This window comes from Fictibacillus barbaricus, assembly GCF_014635025.1.
GTDB lineage: Bacteria > Bacillota > Bacilli > Bacillales > Fictibacillaceae > Fictibacillus > Fictibacillus barbaricus.
The window spans coordinates 1-16,842 of record NZ_BMCE01000002.1 but is presented as its reverse complement, the minus strand read 5'-3'; the positions used below and the strand labels follow the sequence as shown (position 1 = coordinate 16,842).

The following is a 16,842-nucleotide window of genomic DNA, read 5'->3' as shown; positions in this document are numbered from 1 at the left end:
TGAATAACTATCTTAAGTTTAGAAACTTTGAGTAGGTTTATACTTAAACATAATGAAGTGGATTATTTAAAAGAGTATCTTTTATTATTGGAGGAAATTTATGAATGCTAAAAAACTTGCGGGTGAAAAAGCAATCGAATATGTCAAAGATGGAATGCATTTAGGTCTTGGAACTGGTTCAACAGTTTATTGGTCACTTGTAAAGCTTGGTGAGTTAATAAGAAAAGGCCTAGATATTAAAGGGGTTCCTACCTCTAAAAACACTGAAAAGCTATCAATGGAACTAGGGATTCCATTAGTAAGTTTGTCTTCAATCAATGAATTAGATTTAACAATAGATGGTGCGGATGAAGCGAGTACGAATTTTGAACTTATAAAGGGTGGTGGAGGAGCTTTATTACGTGAAAAAATGGTAGCATCCATTTCCAAACGATTTATTATAGTTATTGATGAAACGAAATACGTTACTAGTTTAGGTCAGTTTCCTTTACCCGTAGAGATTGTCCAATTTGGCTGGGAAGTGACTTGTAACCAGATCAGTAAATTGGGTTGTAAACCAAAATTACGGATGGAAAATAATGCCCCATTTATTACGGATAATAAGAACTATATCGTGGATTGCTATTTTGAGAAGATACAAGATACTAAAGAAGTGAATAATACATTGAATATGATTCCGGGTGTAGTAGAGAATGGGCTTTTTGTTAAAATGGCTGATGTAATTGTGATCGGCGGTAGTAATGGAAATGTAAACACCTTGCTTAGATCAAAATTATGATGGAGTTACTGAAGTCATTAAATACAATGATAAAAAACTTCATCAATGGATTGCTTTTTTAAAGTTGTACAGTTCTTAAAAATAAGTCCCAGACATAATTTTATCTTGCCTAAATAAAATTAAAGCAGAGTAGTGTCGTACATCCCCGAGAAGGGATAAAGGGGATAAACAAATGAAAAAAGAAATGTTTATTTTCTTATTTGTTTATATGTTGCTACTGACTGGGTGCCGTTTTGGTGCCCATGTATATACGACAACGTTAAGCAAGTCGACAACATCCTTCACAAAGAAGAAGTCGAAGGATATACAGTCGTGCTGTATGAGTTCACTCCAGAACGAGGTAATGAAGAGTTGCCAAAAAACCTGAAAACAATCGAAATATCCTTTCTATCAGGTTCTAATGATGAAGGATGGAGACATGAGCGATCAGGATGGATGCATTATGAAAATGATGATTTGATGATGGTCTCTGAACGGTTTAACCGAACAGATGACAAAGGGAATGAAGTGGTTAACTTTAATGTGAATTATGGAGAGGTCCGCAATCCTAAAGCTGAGCATGCGAGTTGCTTCTTAGGTATCGAGGAGAAGGAGCCTATGAAGAAGTACCAATGATAGTAGGAAATCGTGGACGTTATTATTTCAAAATTGGGGACTATTACAAAGTGAGATTATTAAACGAAAAGAACGAGGTCATTCACAGTCAAGGTGGCTGAGAAACATTTTAGCCAGAAAAGTAGAATCTTCCAAATCTAGATTGGTAATTTCTTTTAAAGTAAAATGGAAATCAGGATTATAGTATTCAAGATTTCATAGTATCGGATAGATTGAGGTGATTTAATGTTAGTTACAAAGACTAATAGAAAGCCATTTAACGAAGGGGAGGTAGAAACTCTTTGTAGAATAGATGGATCAGTTAGTGATCAAAGTTATGACTCGATGTCGTATTAAGTGCAAGAGAGAACAGTCCAAATCATTGAAAAATATGGCTTATATTAGTTTATTTAGAGCTAACAATTAAATTGATGGTGACCATAGAGGGTCATCTTTCTTTTTATTGGGAGAAAAATGATATTTGTTTAATAAGAAAAAATGATACAAATCGAATCATAATGAAAACTATCCTTCGGTTTTTGAACAATAAATGAATTTTAACAGCACATAACGAATAATTAATCCAATTGCCAATCCTGGTATTAAAAACAACATTGGTAGCCAGATGGGACCGAATAATATACCGAAAAATAAGTTAGATGAGTATATAAGCCCTATTGTGACAAAATAGGCTCCAAAAGCAAATGGGAGAAACGATAATTGAGGATTTTCTCCTTCAGCAAATTTATAAGCATCATATATTGCATACATATAAACACATGGATAAAACATAAGCCACTGGTATTCAATCACGCTACTAGCCTCCGTTATTTTTCCAAAAAAACTAAACATAATTGCTTGGTTAAATGAACTCATAACATTAATCATGATTTCTAAAAGAATAAAAATAATTCCCTTTAATAAATGCCCATTTAACAATTGACCAAAACCGGGTAGGGCTATGCTCCAAAGTACTGCTTCTAACTTTTGTGTCTTTTTCATATTATCAACCTTAATTTGTATCTCCATTTAGATACGTATTCTTTAATTTATCCAATCTCTTCATCAAAGCAACAAATCCTCTTATCGTAAATAATGTAAAACTAACAGATCCAAAAGTATGGAATATAGACCATTTTTTCCATTTGAATAATCTGGAATTTTTTTCTAGGTACCATTGAGCGAAACTCATCGGGATACTAAACATCATGCTTTTCAATATAATTTTTCCTAATTTATCATTATAAGATAGTTTAACCCAAATGACACTTAATAGTGGGAAAAACAACATGTTATAAATAATGTTTATACCAAAAATTTTAGGAAAGGGACGGACTGGATATTTAACTCTTTTGGAACCAACCACATAAGCATCTATTAGCGTTGCTAAGACCCCTTTTGAAAAGAAAACAACTAAATTTTCCCTCATTTTTGAACCTTTGAATAAAAATGGTAATGAAACCATGCATAAAGTAAAAAGTCCGTTTAACATTTTTTTCTCCATAAAAAATCACCTTCCTTATCTGTTTTTATATATTTTATAATTACCTAATCAATTTACATTATCCTTAAAAGCGTCGTTTGGAATAGAAATCCAAAAAGGCAATTAAAAATTTACGATTGGATCTTTTTTTAAAAAAACACACAACTTGCAATTGATTTAAATACAGGGTATCAAACCTCTGTTCACTACGATAAAAAAGTTGCAGCACCTTGGTTTCGTTATGTTGACAATAAGGATGCGCTTCATGAAGTATGGTTTGAAGACCCGCGTAGTCTCCTTTTAAAGTTTCGTCTAGTAAGGGAATACGGGTTAGGTGGTATGGGTTGTTGGCATTTAGGTCGTACTATGCCACAAACAGAAGCCATGTTACTTGAGGAATTCCACGTCCGTTAATTAAGAGAGGTTCTCCTACAAGCAGGCGGGTTCATTATGTTGTTTGTAGGGGACTTTAAATATTTATAAGTACCTGTTTCTATGTATGAATATATATTTCCTTTTTATAACGTAACTACGTATTTGATTTACACCATAAAAATTTGAAACACTAAACTAATGACACAAAAGTGGTGTCTTAAAAATTCAGTAAAAATACCTAATTTAACCCTAATAGTAATTGACACGAAAGAATTGTCTATGTTTAATATTCCAAATAACGGTTGGAAAAATAATATATTAAGTTAGTTTAAGTGAAGATTCTTTAAAGAGGCTTTTTCATTAACAATTTTATTCGTGGAGCTGTTATTCAACAAACGGGCCAGATTGTGGAATAAGATTTCAAGGCAGTATTTTTTATTCACTAGTAGCTGATTAGCTTACTTTTGGCCCATTTTAATCAAAACTAAATTACCATTTTTTCCATTTTTAGTTACATTTTTATAATTATTGTGATATATATCTACTGAATAGATAAGGAAAAAAATAAGAACGGAAAATTGGTGTGTCTCTTATACTTTTTTAATCCCGAGAATATTAATCATTAAGGTTAATTTTTCTACAACCATATTTCTTATTAAAAGGGGGAAGTACATTGTCAGGAAACGTTAATAACTCACCAGAGGCACTAAGACAATACGCTCAACAAATCAGGAGTTTTATTGATAGTCAAGAGCAATTGCTCGGACAGTTACTAAGTGCACATTCAGGCGTGGGTTCAGTTTGGAGAGATGCTCAGTACGAAAAGTTCGGAGACAACCTGGATATGCTAATCAAGCATATAAGTAACGCAGTACCTGCATTTGATCAATATGCCCGACATCTGGATGGAAAAGCGAACATTCTAGATGAATATTTAAAGTAGTATACATAGTGATCTCAAGACGAAAATCAGAAAGATAATCTACTTGTACCTCAAGTGGATTTTATTTTTATTATGGGTGTAATTACAACTCATTTATTGTTTTTGTTTAACGTTTTTGGGAAGGAAGAGGGCTATGAAACCAGATGATGTGCTTAATGGATGGTCAAAGGTAGATATTGATCTCGACCTTAGTAATGAAATGCTCCTCAAGGACATTGGAGAAAACAAACTGGATAAAATCATTGAACACTATGATGACTCGAGTAAAAGGTTATCTGAAGCCTGTGAAGCGTATATGAAATTGGATACTGGGCTATTGTTTGTTGCAATACAAGCTAAAGAAGAAACGATTATAAAGAGGACGATTATCCTATCCGTACTCCTCTATAGTATCTTAGGCAGTACCCTCATTGTAAATTTATTCTTCAGTAATGAAAGCTGGACGGTCCGTCTGATTACAGGGTTGAGTTGTGGTCTATATGGATTCCTATTAACCTACAGGACCATTAAAAAGAACACCCCTAATCTTGAAGGTAGGATATGTGTTAGGAGTCTACTTTTCCCATTGCGCATAGCAGTTATTGTTTGTGGGATACCAATGGGTGTCATAGCTTTATGGGGAGCGATGGGCTGGTTCTTACGGTTACTGTTCATCGGGTTTATCCTTTTTATCGCGTTTATCCTTTTTATCGCTTTGATTGATAAAGACGATTAGATCTAATAATTCGTTGCAAACGTTCTCTAAATTTACTAGCAGTTCAAATCCAAAAGTGGTGGTGTTAAATGTGCCCTATACTTCAAACCTTCTTACAAATCTTAAAGAATATGAAAGGAGTTACGTTACTTTTAGGGATACGTGGGTCGCTTTAGAGAAAGAGTGGAAGGATACACGACGCACCAAATTTGAGGAGGATGTCGTAGAGCCAATCTTGTCTTCTGGTACAGAACTCCTTTTTTCGTTGCGCGACTTATATGTAGCGGTACTTGATCTTGAAGTATTTGCTAAGGAAAGGGGGTTGGATTTATGAACCAATATGCTCGAACCATCTATGATTCTATTTGCATGATCCAAATGAGTATCAGTGAAAATGTAAGCTCTTTAGATCCTGTTGTAAAAAAGTATCAGGAAAATCAAGAGTCCATTATCGATTCATATAGAAGACAGATGATAACCTTGGATAAAGAATACAGAAGAAAACAGCTTAACCTTAAAAGACAGGCAAAAAAAGATTTTATTTATTGGGCTTTCTTGTATTCGAGATGTAAACATGTTATCGATAAACTCTCCCTTTTAGCACCGCATTATAACAAATATAAGGATAATGACGAGCTATTTAAAAATTTTGTGTATCCTTTTGAAAATATCGAAGAACCGGTCGAAGAACAAGAACTGATATTTAAAAGGATTGGGGAATTATCGACAGAGTTAGTTATAAAACAACCTCTAATAAACATTTTCGGTAAAAAAAAGCTGCACATCTATCATGAGCTTAATTGTTTGCTAGCTCAATCAAATAGTGTCTCGTTAGAGATGACCAACAAACTTGTTCAGGACTATTATTCAAAAGCAGAAGAGTGGTTTCAGGTATGTACCGGTCTCCTCTCAGAGTTAGATGAAAAAAAAGAAAAGGAGTTAGAACAGCTAGACTTAGAGCTGTCTTCAAAAAAGGAGGACGCTAAAGTTAGGCTGAGAAAAGAGCTCGATCAACGTGTTTCATCAGAAGATCTCATGAAGATCGTTATGGAAATAAACGAGCAAGAACCCAATTTCTCTTTATATTCTACCTCTGCGCACGAAGAGCCTACCATAAAAATAGGCTTTATCTTGAAGAAGATCAATGATCTTGATACGTTTGATCATCTACAAGAGATTGTTACAAACCGGTATGCTGACTGGATGAGTGATGGTTTGCTAACCCTCCCTTATGCATTACGATTTAGCGATTGCTGCTCACTTCTCATTGATACGGATCATGAGACAGAGGAAACGGTCTATCGCGGTGTACAAGCGCTTGTAGCCAGAATGCTGGCGCAACTGCCTCCAACAGCGTTACACTGCACCTTTATCGACCCAAAAAATGCAGGCACCATCTTCTCTCCGTTTATGAGATTATCTTCGAAAGATGAAAAGATCGTCGGAAAAAAGGTTTACACCAGTCAAGCAGCCATTAATCAAGCGCTGGATGAAATGTATATGCATATAGATCAAGTCATCCAATTTAAACTCTCTTCAGGTTTAGGGTACTCAAACATCTACCAATACAACCACTATGCAAAGGAGAACGCGGAAAGTTATAAATTACTCGTAATCCTGGATTTTCCTAAGAATTTCTCGACAGATATGATTGAAAAGCTTTTATATATTGCAGCGAACGGTCCAAAATGCGGTGTCCATACCATCGTAGCTTACAGTGATAAGCATGTTAGCAGCTACGATAAAGGTAAATTCATACAAACGATTGAAAAACTTGCCGATTATGCCGTACATATTCGTTCTCAAGAGAGTGAACTATATCTTTCCTCTACTTCACACGAGGTACGATTTGATTTTGCATCACCACCGCCGCTCCCACAATTAATCAAGTTCATGGATCAACTAGGAAAACAGGTCGATGAGGCAAACAAGACAGGTACGCCATTTTCAGTTATTGCCCCTGACACTTGGTTTTCCAAAAGCAGCTTGCACACCTTAACAATCCCCATCGGAAAGGCCGAAGGAAATACGCATGAGCTCGTATTTGGCGTAAACACCTCACATCATGCGCTTATTGCGGGGAAGACGGGTTCCGGGAAGACCACACTTCTCCATACCTTGATTACCAGTGCTTGTGTTAATTACAGTCCAGATGAACTGATTTTTTACTTATTAGACTTTAAAGAAGGCGTAGAATTCATGGACTATGCTAACTATCAAATCCCTCACATGAAACTACTTGCGCTAGAGAGCGAGCAAGAATTCGGTGAGACCATCCTAAAGGAACTAGTGAACGAACTAGAACGTCGGGGGACGATCTTTAAAGAACACTCTGTGCAGAATATCACCAATTACCGATTAAAAACGGGTGAGATCATGCCTCGAATCCTTCTGATCATTGATGAATTCCAAGTATTGTTCGATACTCAGCGGGACAGAACGATCGCCCGTTCATGTGGATCAATGATGGAAGACCTGGTAAGAAGGGGACGGTCATTTGGAATCCATGTGATCTTAGCTTCTCAAAGTATCTCAAGTGCCGTAAATTCTTCCTTTGAGCCTCAAACCAGGGAGCAGATGGCTGTTCGAATCGGGTTAAAGGCAGATGAAAAAGATGCAAGGATCCTACTGGGTGAAGATAACTATAAAGGGATCGCCCGCCTAGGACAGGAAACGGGAGCGGCTATCTATAACAGTGATGCGGGGTATGCGCCAAACGTACTTTTTAAAGTCGCCTATCTAGATAAGGTAAACCAGGAGGTAACCCTTAAAGCCATCCATGAACACGGTCTTAAAAAAGGTAACACATATGATGCGCGTGTGTTCCTCAGCCAGTCCATTGAAAGCATCGAGGAAGCAAACATACCGTTTAACACAGCACTCGACCCATCCAGCAAGAAGTCTCGCACCATCACCTTATGGCTTGGGAAATCCAACCGTGTGTCACCCCCTTATTCAATGATCGAACTGCATTCTAAGAGTGAGGATAATATGATGATCGTGGGCCAGGATGAGGAGCTGGCAAGAAAAATTCTGTATAGTTCTCTCTGTTCGGTTCTCTACCATTTCCGAGTAAATCTGCCACATGTCACAGAAAAAAAGATAATAATCGCCGACTTTTCTTCTGCATATAAAGAGACGAACGATGCTTTTGATAACCTCGTTGCGGAATTGCAAGGTCACGTTGATACGGTTTACGCTGATTCAGAAGTGATAGAACGATTGGATGAACTGCACAGGGAGATGAATGACCGTAAAAAAGGAACGAGCCGTAAAGACACTCCTTGTTTCTTCTTTATCCATGGGGTCCAGCGCATTAATGCGTTATATGATACGACAGTCGTCCAAGTTTCAGGAAAATCTACGGCACCTCTACCATCACCAGCGGTGTTCTCACTTCGCAAACCAACTGCGCCTGTTGATGATGCAGCCATACCATCAGAAGGGTATATGCCACAGCTATCAGCGAATACAAAATTTCTTGAGTTGGTAAAATTCGGACCTTCTTATGGAATCTACGTTATTGGTTGGTGTGATACAAACCATAACCTTGCAGATCTAACAGGGAACAACCCGCGTATTAAAACGTTTGGCCATAGAGTAGCTTGCAGATTACGCGTAGAAGAATCCAGAGTATACTTAGGTGAAGAGTATGCTGCGTCCCTTAAAAGGAACAGTGCGCTATACAAAAGCCCGAAAGGTGATTTCTTTAAGTTCCAGCCTTTTGAGTTTCCTGGAGTCAACTGGAGAAATAGCTTTGTTCAGAAGATCACATCTCACGTTAAACAATCTATAGAAGGCAGGTTAACTTAAGTGGATGTACATGTCTCAGCAGAAGCGTTATCCGAGTTTAGGAGCTCACTCCTCCTTCTCAGCTTCTATATCATGAATGCCTCTGAGGATGTTGAGTCCACAATTAACCAAATGGAAGAAAAGCTGAATGAATTAAGACGGGTGCTAGAGGCCGTACTGGAAGAACGTGAGCAAAACCTATTAGAAGCGGAAAGAGATTTACGAATATGCGAAAGCAATGAAAACAATGATTGTTCGTATGAATATGCTCAGTGGATGAAAGCAAGGAACGAGCGTGAAGAAGCTCAGATCGATCTGGATAGATTCAAGTACTTGTGCTCTAATTTTTATTACCAAGCTGAGGTTTGGAAGAAGTCCTATCATAGTCAGGAACTAACCGGTACGGCAGAGGAAACGATAGGAAAAATAGATGAAAAGATCGAATTGTTGAGTCACTATTTAGGCCAAAATCAAATAACCGGACCATCAAACGAATCAGTTACAGTGACGGAAGATGAAGGGGAATATGACTTTACCCCATTTAAAGAAGAGAATTGGGTAAATCTAACTGAAGATCAGAAGAAAGAGGAGCTTAAAAATTACTTTAATTATGAATACCGAATACAAGGGGTTGACCTTATAGAAGTAGTTGTGACATTTGGCAAGGATGAAGAATTTGGAGAGGGTACAGAAGCCAAATACGAGGAAAGAAGAAATAAAGATGGAAAGATTGTACGTACGATTACATTTAAAGAAAGCAAACTCATGTCCGCTTTTAGCTTGTTATCCGACATTGCCCATGAATCGGCTCATGTTTATCAAGCATATCAAATAGAACAAAAGAATAATCGTATTAATGAGAACCCAGCATGGCAGCGTATATCCGATGAAAGAAAAAAAGCAATGTTAGAAAGAAACGGAATGACTTTAGAAGTTTTTGATCTAATAGATCAACACTTAGGTGGGAATATAGGGGGTATTGACCTTGTAAGGAGGAGTAATCAATTCATTAAAGAAATGAATGAAAAGGGAATAAATATCGGGCTGAAGGATTTACAAAAAGTAATAGATATAAGTACATCCCTTTGGAATGATGAACTAAGACCAATTAGAAATAATTTTGCACAGAATCTAATCGATCAAGGTCTTATCCATAAACATACATTAATATGGGAAGTAAACTTTGCGAACTATATTAATGGTGGACCTGGAAGAGAGAAGGCATACAGAGAACAGCCTGTAGAGAAAGATGCTTATGACTATCAATCCTTAAGGGAAATAGTTTTTAGGAAAGCTGGAATAAAAAAGTGACATAGACCAAACTTAATTAACAACGGGCAGCATTCCAGTAATGAGTTATTCCACAAACGGGTGCATTTCTCCAAGAAGGAGAAGTGCACTTTTTTATTTAAAATAAAGGAAGAAATGTTCAATTAGGGGGAAAACATTAACTATAGTTATGAAAAGTTTGTTAGGGTTTGTCATTGGTTTCTAAACTAATGACACAAAAGTGATGACTTAAAAATTCAGTAAAAATACCTAATTTAAACCTAAGACAATAAATTCTTGTCATTTATTCATGACAAGAATTTATTGTCTTTAATAGTAATTGACAAGAAAAAGTTGTCTTTATGTAAGGCTCTTTTCGTAAAGATTGTGGCTTTTGAAAAAGACAAGGAAAATTTACTTTTTATGGTATTATATAAACAAGAAGTTTTTCAGCTAAGAGGCAGTTTAACCGATAAAAATCACACTAAACCTCAGAAAAAACGGAGGGGGAGATATTATGAAAAAGTTGAAGAAAACAACTTTTTTTATTATTTTTACTGAAAGAATCCTTCTTTGGTCACATGAAAGATGAGATGGAAAATTAACAATCACAAACCTTTGAAGAATTAAAACAACTGGTCGATCGCTACATGATCTTCTACAATGAATCAAGAAGACAATGGAATCTAAAAAAGATGACTCCGGCGGAATACCGAAGTCATCTGATAGCTGCTTAAATAGAAGGTTGCTTTTATTATACTGTCCGAAATTTAGGGCGCAGTTCACTGAAGATATAGCGCCTTCTATTACCATCTACTAATTGCAGAATCTAGAGTTTCCAATCTCACCAAACCTTTTTGCCCTAGCTTTGTTGTACTGTATTATTTTTTCATTCACTTTTGTCACCCTAAATTGTAGACCTTCTTTTTCATCAGCTGCATATTTGCGAGCAATATCGTGCAATTCATCCTTTATCTCATGCTTAAGCTTTAACCAGTGTGGTTTAAATCCCGCATCCTTCGCAATTTTTTGGAAGTGTTGAAAGATGTCGCCGAAGAAGATGCCAGAATTTCCTGAAGCCTATGTCGTTGCACTTCATAAACTCGCCCATAATTAAATGATAAAAAAAGGGAACCGAATCGTCTTTAGAGATCCGGGTCCTTTTTTTAATTTCAGCAGTCAAAATTTGTTGTAAAATTATCCATATTTGTGCGTGTATAACTAATAAGCAACACTAGCGCACCCGTCGAATTTATACACTGCGTATATTTATTCACCACCCCTTGCTGCAGCGAGGTCTTTCTTTATGCAGAGTGTATAGGGATGTATAGATTAATTATTCGGGTGATAGGCACCAAATGGAAAAATGCTAGGAATGACGTGGTAGCTACTAATGTCGAGAAATTATTCGATTAGTGCGCACAGGTACACCAAAAAAAACAGAAAAAACTAAATATTCTATTTATTTTTTAAAAATGTGTGCTAGAATAACTTTATAATTGTATACAATTATTTTAAAGGCGGTGAACCAGTTGAATGAAAGAGCAAAAGCCAGTCGAGTCTCTACGAAAGATATTGCACATAAAGCGTTGAGAGAAATGATCATCAAAGGTGAACTGGAACCGGGTCAACCAATTGCGGAGGAAGAGTTAGCCAAAGAGCTACAGATCAGTCGAACCCCTCTTAGAGAAGCTCTTCAGATCTTGGAACTGGAAGGATTGGTCAATCGCAGTTTAAACGGCCGAATGAATGTGGCGCCGATTTCGATCCAAGAAGTGAAAGAAATATTTGTTATCCGTAGCAACTTGGAAGGGATTGTCGTTGAAGATGCCATTGATAATATCACGCAAAAGGACATTGACCACTTAACCCATCTCATCAAATTACTCAAAATGGCGATAAGCCTGGAAGATTATGAGACAATCGATCGATTTGGTAAGCAATTCCACGAATACATTTACACGGTGAGTGGCAACAAGATGGCGGTCAAGTTCTTGTATCAGCTCAACAGCATGATCAACCGGTACAGGCGATTGGCACACAAAAGTATTGGCGATACAAAACAATCCGTAAAAGAACATAAGATGATCCTTCATTACATCATCCAAAAAGACAAGATCAACGCAGTAGAAGAAATGAAGAAACATATTTTAGGTTCGTTGAATCAAGCCATCAAGACGGTCGAAAAATACGAACATACCCAATTCTAACAAGAGAAAGGTACAGATTGAAACAGATTGCGAACCATATGAGAGGAGGAAGAGTTCATGACATATGCAGTAATGGGCGGTGGAAATACAGGGCAGGCCATTGCAGGATATCTGAAATTGAATGGAGAAAGCGTAAAATTGTATACCCGTGATCCACAGAAAGCTGAAAGAATTTCTACACAAGGGTTGGAAGTGAAAGGAATCTATTCGGGGCACGTCGATTTAGAGGCATCGACCACCATAGATCAGGTGATTGCAGAGGCCCAGTTTATCATTGTATCGACGACGGCTATAGGGCATGAGACGATTGTCAATCAAATTAAACCGTTCTTGCAACCCAATCAAACCATCATCTTTTTTCCAGGCTACTGGGGTGCACTAGAATGTGAACGAATTCTGGGTACTGATTTGATTACAGAAAAGAACATTACAGTGGCCGAAACGAGTGCCATGCCTTTTGTCAGTTTGGCCGATCAAGCCGGTTCTGTTGCGATCACTAAAATTAAATACAACGTACTAATTAGTACGTTGCGTAAAGAGAACCAGATTGCTCCATCGTTTATGGAAAGGTTTCCGCAATTGATTCCGGGAGAAAGTGTATTTGAGACTTCCTTAAATAATTCCAATGTGGTGATTCATCCTCCGATCACCCTGTTTAACGCGGCAAGGATTGACGCATCCGAGAGATTTCATTTCTATCCTGACGGAGCATCTCCCTATTCCTGTAACTACGTAGAAAAGATGGATAAAGAACGACTGGAAATAGCAAGTCGTCTACATGTCGATCTTCAAAGTATTTTGAGTATCTTGAATGAATTTTATGATTCCAATTATCCCACGTTATATGAAGCTTTGCCTGGCTTGTTCCCTACTGGATTAGGTCCTACGACACTCGATTATAGGTATCTGACAGAAGACATTCCTTTTGGACTTGTTCCGATTTCAGAATTAGGGAAAATCTTAGGGTTGGCAACACCGTATACCGACTCCATCATCAGCACGGCATCTTTACTTATGAACAGCGACTATAGGCAAGTAGGGATTCGCTTTCAGGGGTTGACCGAGGAGAATCTACGGCGGATGTCCGTGGTATAGCACATATAGGATTTGAAATAAAGCACTTGGGGAGGTAGAGATTATCTTACACGTTAAAAACTTGCATGTTTCATACAACCAAAAAGAAGTGTTGAAAGGTATTAACCTATCGGTCGAAAAAGGCGAGGTTGTATCGTTTATTGGTCCGAGTGGAACAGGGAAAACCACCTTATTAAAATGCATCAATTACTTAGAAAAACCCCAACAGGGCGAAATTCAAATCGGGGATCTGCATCTCAATTATCAAAGTTTATCCAAGCAAGACACCCTAAAGCTTCGCAGGAAAACCGCCATGGTGTTCCAGATGTTCAACATTTTCAAACATAAGACGGTCATCCAAAATGTAATGGATGCTCAAATAGCCGTTCAGAAAAAGTCCAAAAACGAAGCGTATGCCATGAGTTTGAAACAATTAGAAAAGGTAGGTCTTAAAGATAAAATAAATGAATACCCCTCTCGCTTATCGGGAGGACAATTACAAAGGGTCGGCATTGCACGTGGCTTGGCGCTTGAACCCGAGTTGATTTTGTTTGATGAACCTACTTCAGCTCTTGATCCCGAATTAGTAGAGGAGGTATTGAAAGTAATAGAAGATGTAGCAAAGTCCGGCATGACAACGCTTCTTGTCACCCATGAAATGGACTTCGCCAAGCGGATTTCCGACAAAGTGGTCTTTATGGAAAATGGTCACATTGTGGAAGTGGGAACGCCTGAACAAATCTTCGAGAAATCAGTGAATGTGAGAACAAGGCAGTTTTTGAAAAAGATCTATGCAGAGCAAGACCAACAAAAATTAAACATTAAGGGTGGTTGATGAGAATGAAGATAAAGTCAATTTTAGTAGCAGCTTCTGTACTGGGTTTATCTCTCCTTACTGCATGCAATTCCACTGTCAACAAGTCACAAGCTGAGAGCACTGGGGATTCAGGCGTAAGAACAATCAAAGTGGCGACTGGCCACACGTCAAAACCATTGAGCTGGGTCGATGAGAACGGCGAAGTGACGGGTTATGAGCCTGAGCTGATAAAAGAACTGGATAAAGTGCTTGAAGACTATGAATTTGAATTGTTCGGTGTGGAAGATTCAGCGGGTGAAACAGGACTAGCTACTGGAAAGTACGACATGTTGGCAGGTGGTCTAGGGTTCACGGAGGAACGTGCAGAGCAATATATCATTCCTTCAGAATCGAGTGGTCGTGCCCTGATCAAGATTTACGTGGCAGAAGATAGTGGAATTGAGAGCATTCAAGATTTGGTAGGGAAGAAAATTTCTCCTCTATCCCCAGCGGGTGCCACATATAAATCCGTTAAGGATTGGGAAGAAGAAAATCCTGAATTTAAGCTAGAGTATGATTTGGCTGATGTGGGAATTCCAATCGCAGATCGACTAAAAGAAGTGGCGACTGGCAAATATGATGCGTTGTTCTATCCATCGAGTTACGGACAAATCGAAATCATTGAAGATCAAAATCTACCTGTTGTGGGATTGGACCCAGTCAAAATTATTCCTACGTTCTTTATGATTCACAAATCAGAGGAAAATGAGGAACTGAAACAGGCCATCGATGAAGGTCTAAAGGAATTGGCAGAAGCAGGCGTGCTTTCTGAGTTGTCTACTGAATTCTACGCAGAAGATGTGTTTCAATACGATTGAGGCTTTTACATGAACGTCTTGGTTCGAGTCAGATAAGGTCATAGTGAATATCTCCGGATCGACTAGAGCACATCCATATTCTCTCGTTTGGTTGAATCCCTTGAGAATATGGATGTAGACTAAGACGAAAAACATAGACATGACACCGTCATGTACAGAAGAGATATTCATTAGAGAAGGGAGAAATGACGATGGAAACGGGTATGCAAGAATTACTAATGGAGTTTCTTAAAACGCTTCCGATCAATATTATCATCATCATCTTGTCGGCTGCGCTTGGGTTACTCTTTGCTGTGCTATTAACGTTTGTGCGACTAAAGAGAATTCCCGTCATTAGTCAATTAGCCGATTTGTATGTATCTTTTGCGCGAAGTGTTCCTGGACTGATTTTACTATTTATAGCGTACTTTGGAATTCCAAAAGTGTTACCTCTCATCGGTTTGGGCACATATGTTATAAGCCCGATGCATGCTGCTATTATTTCCATGGGATTTTATCATTCTGGTTATATTTCTGAAGTGTTTCGACCCGCTTATCTCGCCGTTGAAAAAAGTCAACATGAAGCTGCAGATAGCTTGGGGTACACACCAATGCAAAAGTTTTTCCGAATTATTCTGCCCCAAATGGTTCCTGTTGCTCTCCCGGGATACGGCAATGCCTTGGTTTACTTGATTCATGATACGTCGCTGATCTTTGCCATTGGCATCGTGGATATTATGGGAACCGCAGAATTGTCTATCTCACGATCTTACGGTATTAATCAAATCCTAATTTACTTTATCATTGCCTTGATGTTTTCGGCTATGTGCTTCACAACGGACGGATTGGTTAGAAAACTGGAGAAGAGAGTGGCCATTCGATAAAGGTTTAACCACAATAAGCAGGGGGGATTAACATGTTTGATTTAGAGGCTTCATACGAAATGTTTTTAGGGATATTGGGTGTACTTCCTGAAACCTTACTCATAGCGATTACTATACTTGTATTATCCACCCTTCTAGGAGTGGTGTTGGCTCTGATACAACAATATAACATCCCTGTGCTGGTTCAACTTACAAAATTATTTAAACTGTTTTTACGAGGGACACCTATGGTGGTGTTTTTATACTTGATGTATTATGCACTCCCTGCCATTGGACAGTTCATCGTTACACTTCTAGGTATCGATTATAATATGAACAATATGTCGCCTCTGGTTATTTTAATTGTCACAGTTAGCCTCACGTTGTCTGCCTTTCAATCTGAGATCATCCGAGGCTCATTTTTAGCGGTAGATCCGGGGCAAATTGAGGCGGCGCAATCCTTGGGCTATAGTTTTTCTCAAACGTTTACGAGAATTGTTGCCCCGCAAGCTTTTGTCCATGCCATCCCTGATTTCGCAAACTCTTTCACAGTGGCCATCAAAGCCACTTCACTCGGGTTTTTAATCACCGTGATTGATATCTTTGCACAAGCCAAAATCATGGCAGCCCAGAACTTTCGCTTTGTCGAGGCGTTCATGATGGTGGCACTCATTTACTGGGGAATCGGTATTTTAATCACCAAGTTCGCCGACCGCTATGAGAATGATGTGCGAATCAAATGAGCTCATGCCATCACACAAGCCCCATTCATACATACACATCCGTCCTTGCAGCCGCATGGGCGTTTTTGTATGCCTCTTTAAGCAGCAGTTACTCTTAATCTTGATTGATTTCCTACAGATTCTACACTTAACAATCGGGTGCATTTCTTCAAGAAGTAGAAGAACACTTTTTCTTGAATTAAAGGTTCAAGTCTCTTATATTAGGAGGAATATTAACCTTGGATAATTTAAGATATTTTCTTCTAAAAAGAATGATTAATTAATTTTTAGGTTTCTAACTGATATATGCAAAGTTAGCAGTACAATAATAAAGTAATAAGGATTACTTCAGTAAAATAAGGTATATTATATTGTTGAATAGATTCTCTTGT

General features: G+C 38.0%; 15 protein-coding genes and 1 pseudogene. 14 read left to right on the top strand and 2 right to left on the bottom strand.

The window, feature by feature from the left end; translation table 11 throughout:
* The first annotated feature begins 100 nt into the window (after nucleotides 1–100).
* Nucleotides 101–778, top strand: coding sequence for a ribose-5-phosphate isomerase RpiA (gene rpiA, locus IEV52_RS09480; RefSeq protein WP_188402325.1), 678 nt, complete (start codon nucleotides 101–103; stop codon nucleotides 776–778).
* 225 nt (nucleotides 779–1,003) lie between these two features.
* A complete protein-coding gene (locus tag IEV52_RS09475) occupies nucleotides 1,004–1,393 on the top strand; it encodes a hypothetical protein (protein WP_188402324.1) in 390 nt (129 codons plus the stop codon).
* 504 nt (nucleotides 1,394–1,897) lie between these two features.
* Here IEV52_RS09475 and IEV52_RS09470 read toward each other — a convergent pair.
* A complete protein-coding gene (locus IEV52_RS09470; protein ID WP_188402323.1) occupies nucleotides 1,898–2,374 on the bottom strand; it encodes a hypothetical protein in 477 nt (158 codons plus the stop codon).
* Between the two features lie 10 nt (nucleotides 2,375–2,384).
* Nucleotides 2,385–2,876 (bottom strand): CBO0543 family protein, encoded by a 492-nt coding sequence (locus IEV52_RS09465; protein ID WP_188402322.1) that lies wholly within the window; start codon nucleotides 2,874–2,876, stop codon nucleotides 2,385–2,387.
* 1,027 nt (nucleotides 2,877–3,903) lie between these two features.
* On the opposite strand from IEV52_RS09465, the gene IEV52_RS09460 reads away from it, so the two are divergent.
* The 12 genes and pseudogenes from IEV52_RS09460 to IEV52_RS09405 all read left to right on the top strand — a co-directional run bounded on the left by IEV52_RS09460 (nucleotide 3,904) and on the right by IEV52_RS09405 (nucleotide 16,471).
* A complete protein-coding gene (locus IEV52_RS09460) occupies nucleotides 3,904–4,173 on the top strand; it encodes a WXG100 family type VII secretion target (protein WP_188402321.1) in 270 nt (89 codons plus the stop codon).
* 133 nt (nucleotides 4,174–4,306) lie between these two features.
* Entirely contained in the window at nucleotides 4,307–4,888 is a 582-nt protein-coding gene (locus IEV52_RS09455; protein WP_188402320.1) for a hypothetical protein, read from the top strand.
* Nucleotides 4,889–5,197: 309 nt separating this feature from the next.
* Nucleotides 5,198–8,680 (top strand): FtsK/SpoIIIE domain-containing protein, encoded by a 3,483-nt coding sequence (locus tag IEV52_RS09450; protein WP_188402319.1) that lies wholly within the window; start codon nucleotides 5,198–5,200, stop codon nucleotides 8,678–8,680.
* Nucleotides 8,681–9,970, top strand: coding sequence for a hypothetical protein (locus tag IEV52_RS09445; RefSeq protein WP_188402318.1), 1,290 nt, complete (start codon nucleotides 8,681–8,683; stop codon nucleotides 9,968–9,970).
* A 345-nt stretch (nucleotides 9,971–10,315) separates the two neighbouring features.
* The gene (locus IEV52_RS09440) at nucleotides 10,316–10,489 is read left to right on the top strand and encodes a hypothetical protein (protein ID WP_188402317.1); all 174 of its coding nucleotides are present in this window, start codon (nucleotides 10,316–10,318) and stop codon (nucleotides 10,487–10,489) included.
* A 2-nt stretch (nucleotides 10,490–10,491) separates the two neighbouring features.
* Nucleotides 10,492–10,665 (top strand): annotated as a pseudogene (locus tag IEV52_RS22295) (IS3 family transposase); the annotation flags it as partial.
* Nucleotides 10,666–11,460: 795 nt separating this feature from the next.
* A complete protein-coding gene (locus IEV52_RS09430; RefSeq protein WP_188402316.1) occupies nucleotides 11,461–12,138 on the top strand; it encodes a GntR family transcriptional regulator in 678 nt (225 codons plus the stop codon).
* 57 nt (nucleotides 12,139–12,195) lie between these two features.
* Complete coding sequence (locus IEV52_RS09425) at nucleotides 12,196–13,233, top strand: NAD/NADP octopine/nopaline dehydrogenase family protein (protein ID WP_188402315.1); 1,038 nt, start codon at nucleotides 12,196–12,198, stop codon at nucleotides 13,231–13,233.
* A 43-nt stretch (nucleotides 13,234–13,276) separates the two neighbouring features.
* Complete coding sequence (locus tag IEV52_RS09420; protein WP_188403860.1) at nucleotides 13,277–14,047, top strand: amino acid ABC transporter ATP-binding protein; 771 nt, start codon at nucleotides 13,277–13,279, stop codon at nucleotides 14,045–14,047.
* A 5-nt stretch (nucleotides 14,048–14,052) separates the two neighbouring features.
* Nucleotides 14,053–14,886, top strand: coding sequence for a transporter substrate-binding domain-containing protein (locus tag IEV52_RS09415; RefSeq protein ID WP_188402314.1), 834 nt, complete (start codon nucleotides 14,053–14,055; stop codon nucleotides 14,884–14,886).
* A 191-nt stretch (nucleotides 14,887–15,077) separates the two neighbouring features.
* Nucleotides 15,078–15,749 (top strand): amino acid ABC transporter permease, encoded by a 672-nt coding sequence (locus IEV52_RS09410; RefSeq protein ID WP_229754248.1) that lies wholly within the window; start codon nucleotides 15,078–15,080, stop codon nucleotides 15,747–15,749.
* Between the two features lie 32 nt (nucleotides 15,750–15,781).
* Nucleotides 15,782–16,471 (top strand): amino acid ABC transporter permease, encoded by a 690-nt coding sequence (locus IEV52_RS09405; protein WP_188402312.1) that lies wholly within the window; start codon nucleotides 15,782–15,784, stop codon nucleotides 16,469–16,471.
* Nucleotides 16,472–16,842 lie beyond the last annotated feature (371 nt).

Excerpts from the sequence above, each read along its gene's own strand:
- rpiA (WP_188402325.1), top strand. The coding sequence starts at position 101 with ATGAATGCTAAAAAACTTGCGGGTGAAAAAGCAATCGAATATGTCAAA.
- IEV52_RS09470 (WP_188402323.1), bottom strand. The coding sequence starts at position 2,374 with ATGAAAAAGACACAAAAGTTAGAAGCAGTACTTTGGAGCATAGCCCTA.
- IEV52_RS09465 (WP_188402322.1), bottom strand. The coding sequence starts at position 2,876 with ATGGAGAAAAAAATGTTAAACGGACTTTTTACTTTATGCATGGTTTCA.
- IEV52_RS09455 (WP_188402320.1), top strand. The coding sequence starts at position 4,307 with ATGAAACCAGATGATGTGCTTAATGGATGGTCAAAGGTAGATATTGAT.
- IEV52_RS09450 (WP_188402319.1), top strand. The coding sequence starts at position 5,198 with ATGAACCAATATGCTCGAACCATCTATGATTCTATTTGCATGATCCAA.
- IEV52_RS09425 (WP_188402315.1), top strand. The coding sequence starts at position 12,196 with ATGACATATGCAGTAATGGGCGGTGGAAATACAGGGCAGGCCATTGCA.
- IEV52_RS09415 (WP_188402314.1), top strand. The coding sequence starts at position 14,053 with ATGAAGATAAAGTCAATTTTAGTAGCAGCTTCTGTACTGGGTTTATCT.
- IEV52_RS09410 (WP_229754248.1), top strand. The coding sequence starts at position 15,078 with ATGGAAACGGGTATGCAAGAATTACTAATGGAGTTTCTTAAAACGCTT.
- IEV52_RS09405 (WP_188402312.1), top strand. The coding sequence starts at position 15,782 with ATGTTTGATTTAGAGGCTTCATACGAAATGTTTTTAGGGATATTGGGT.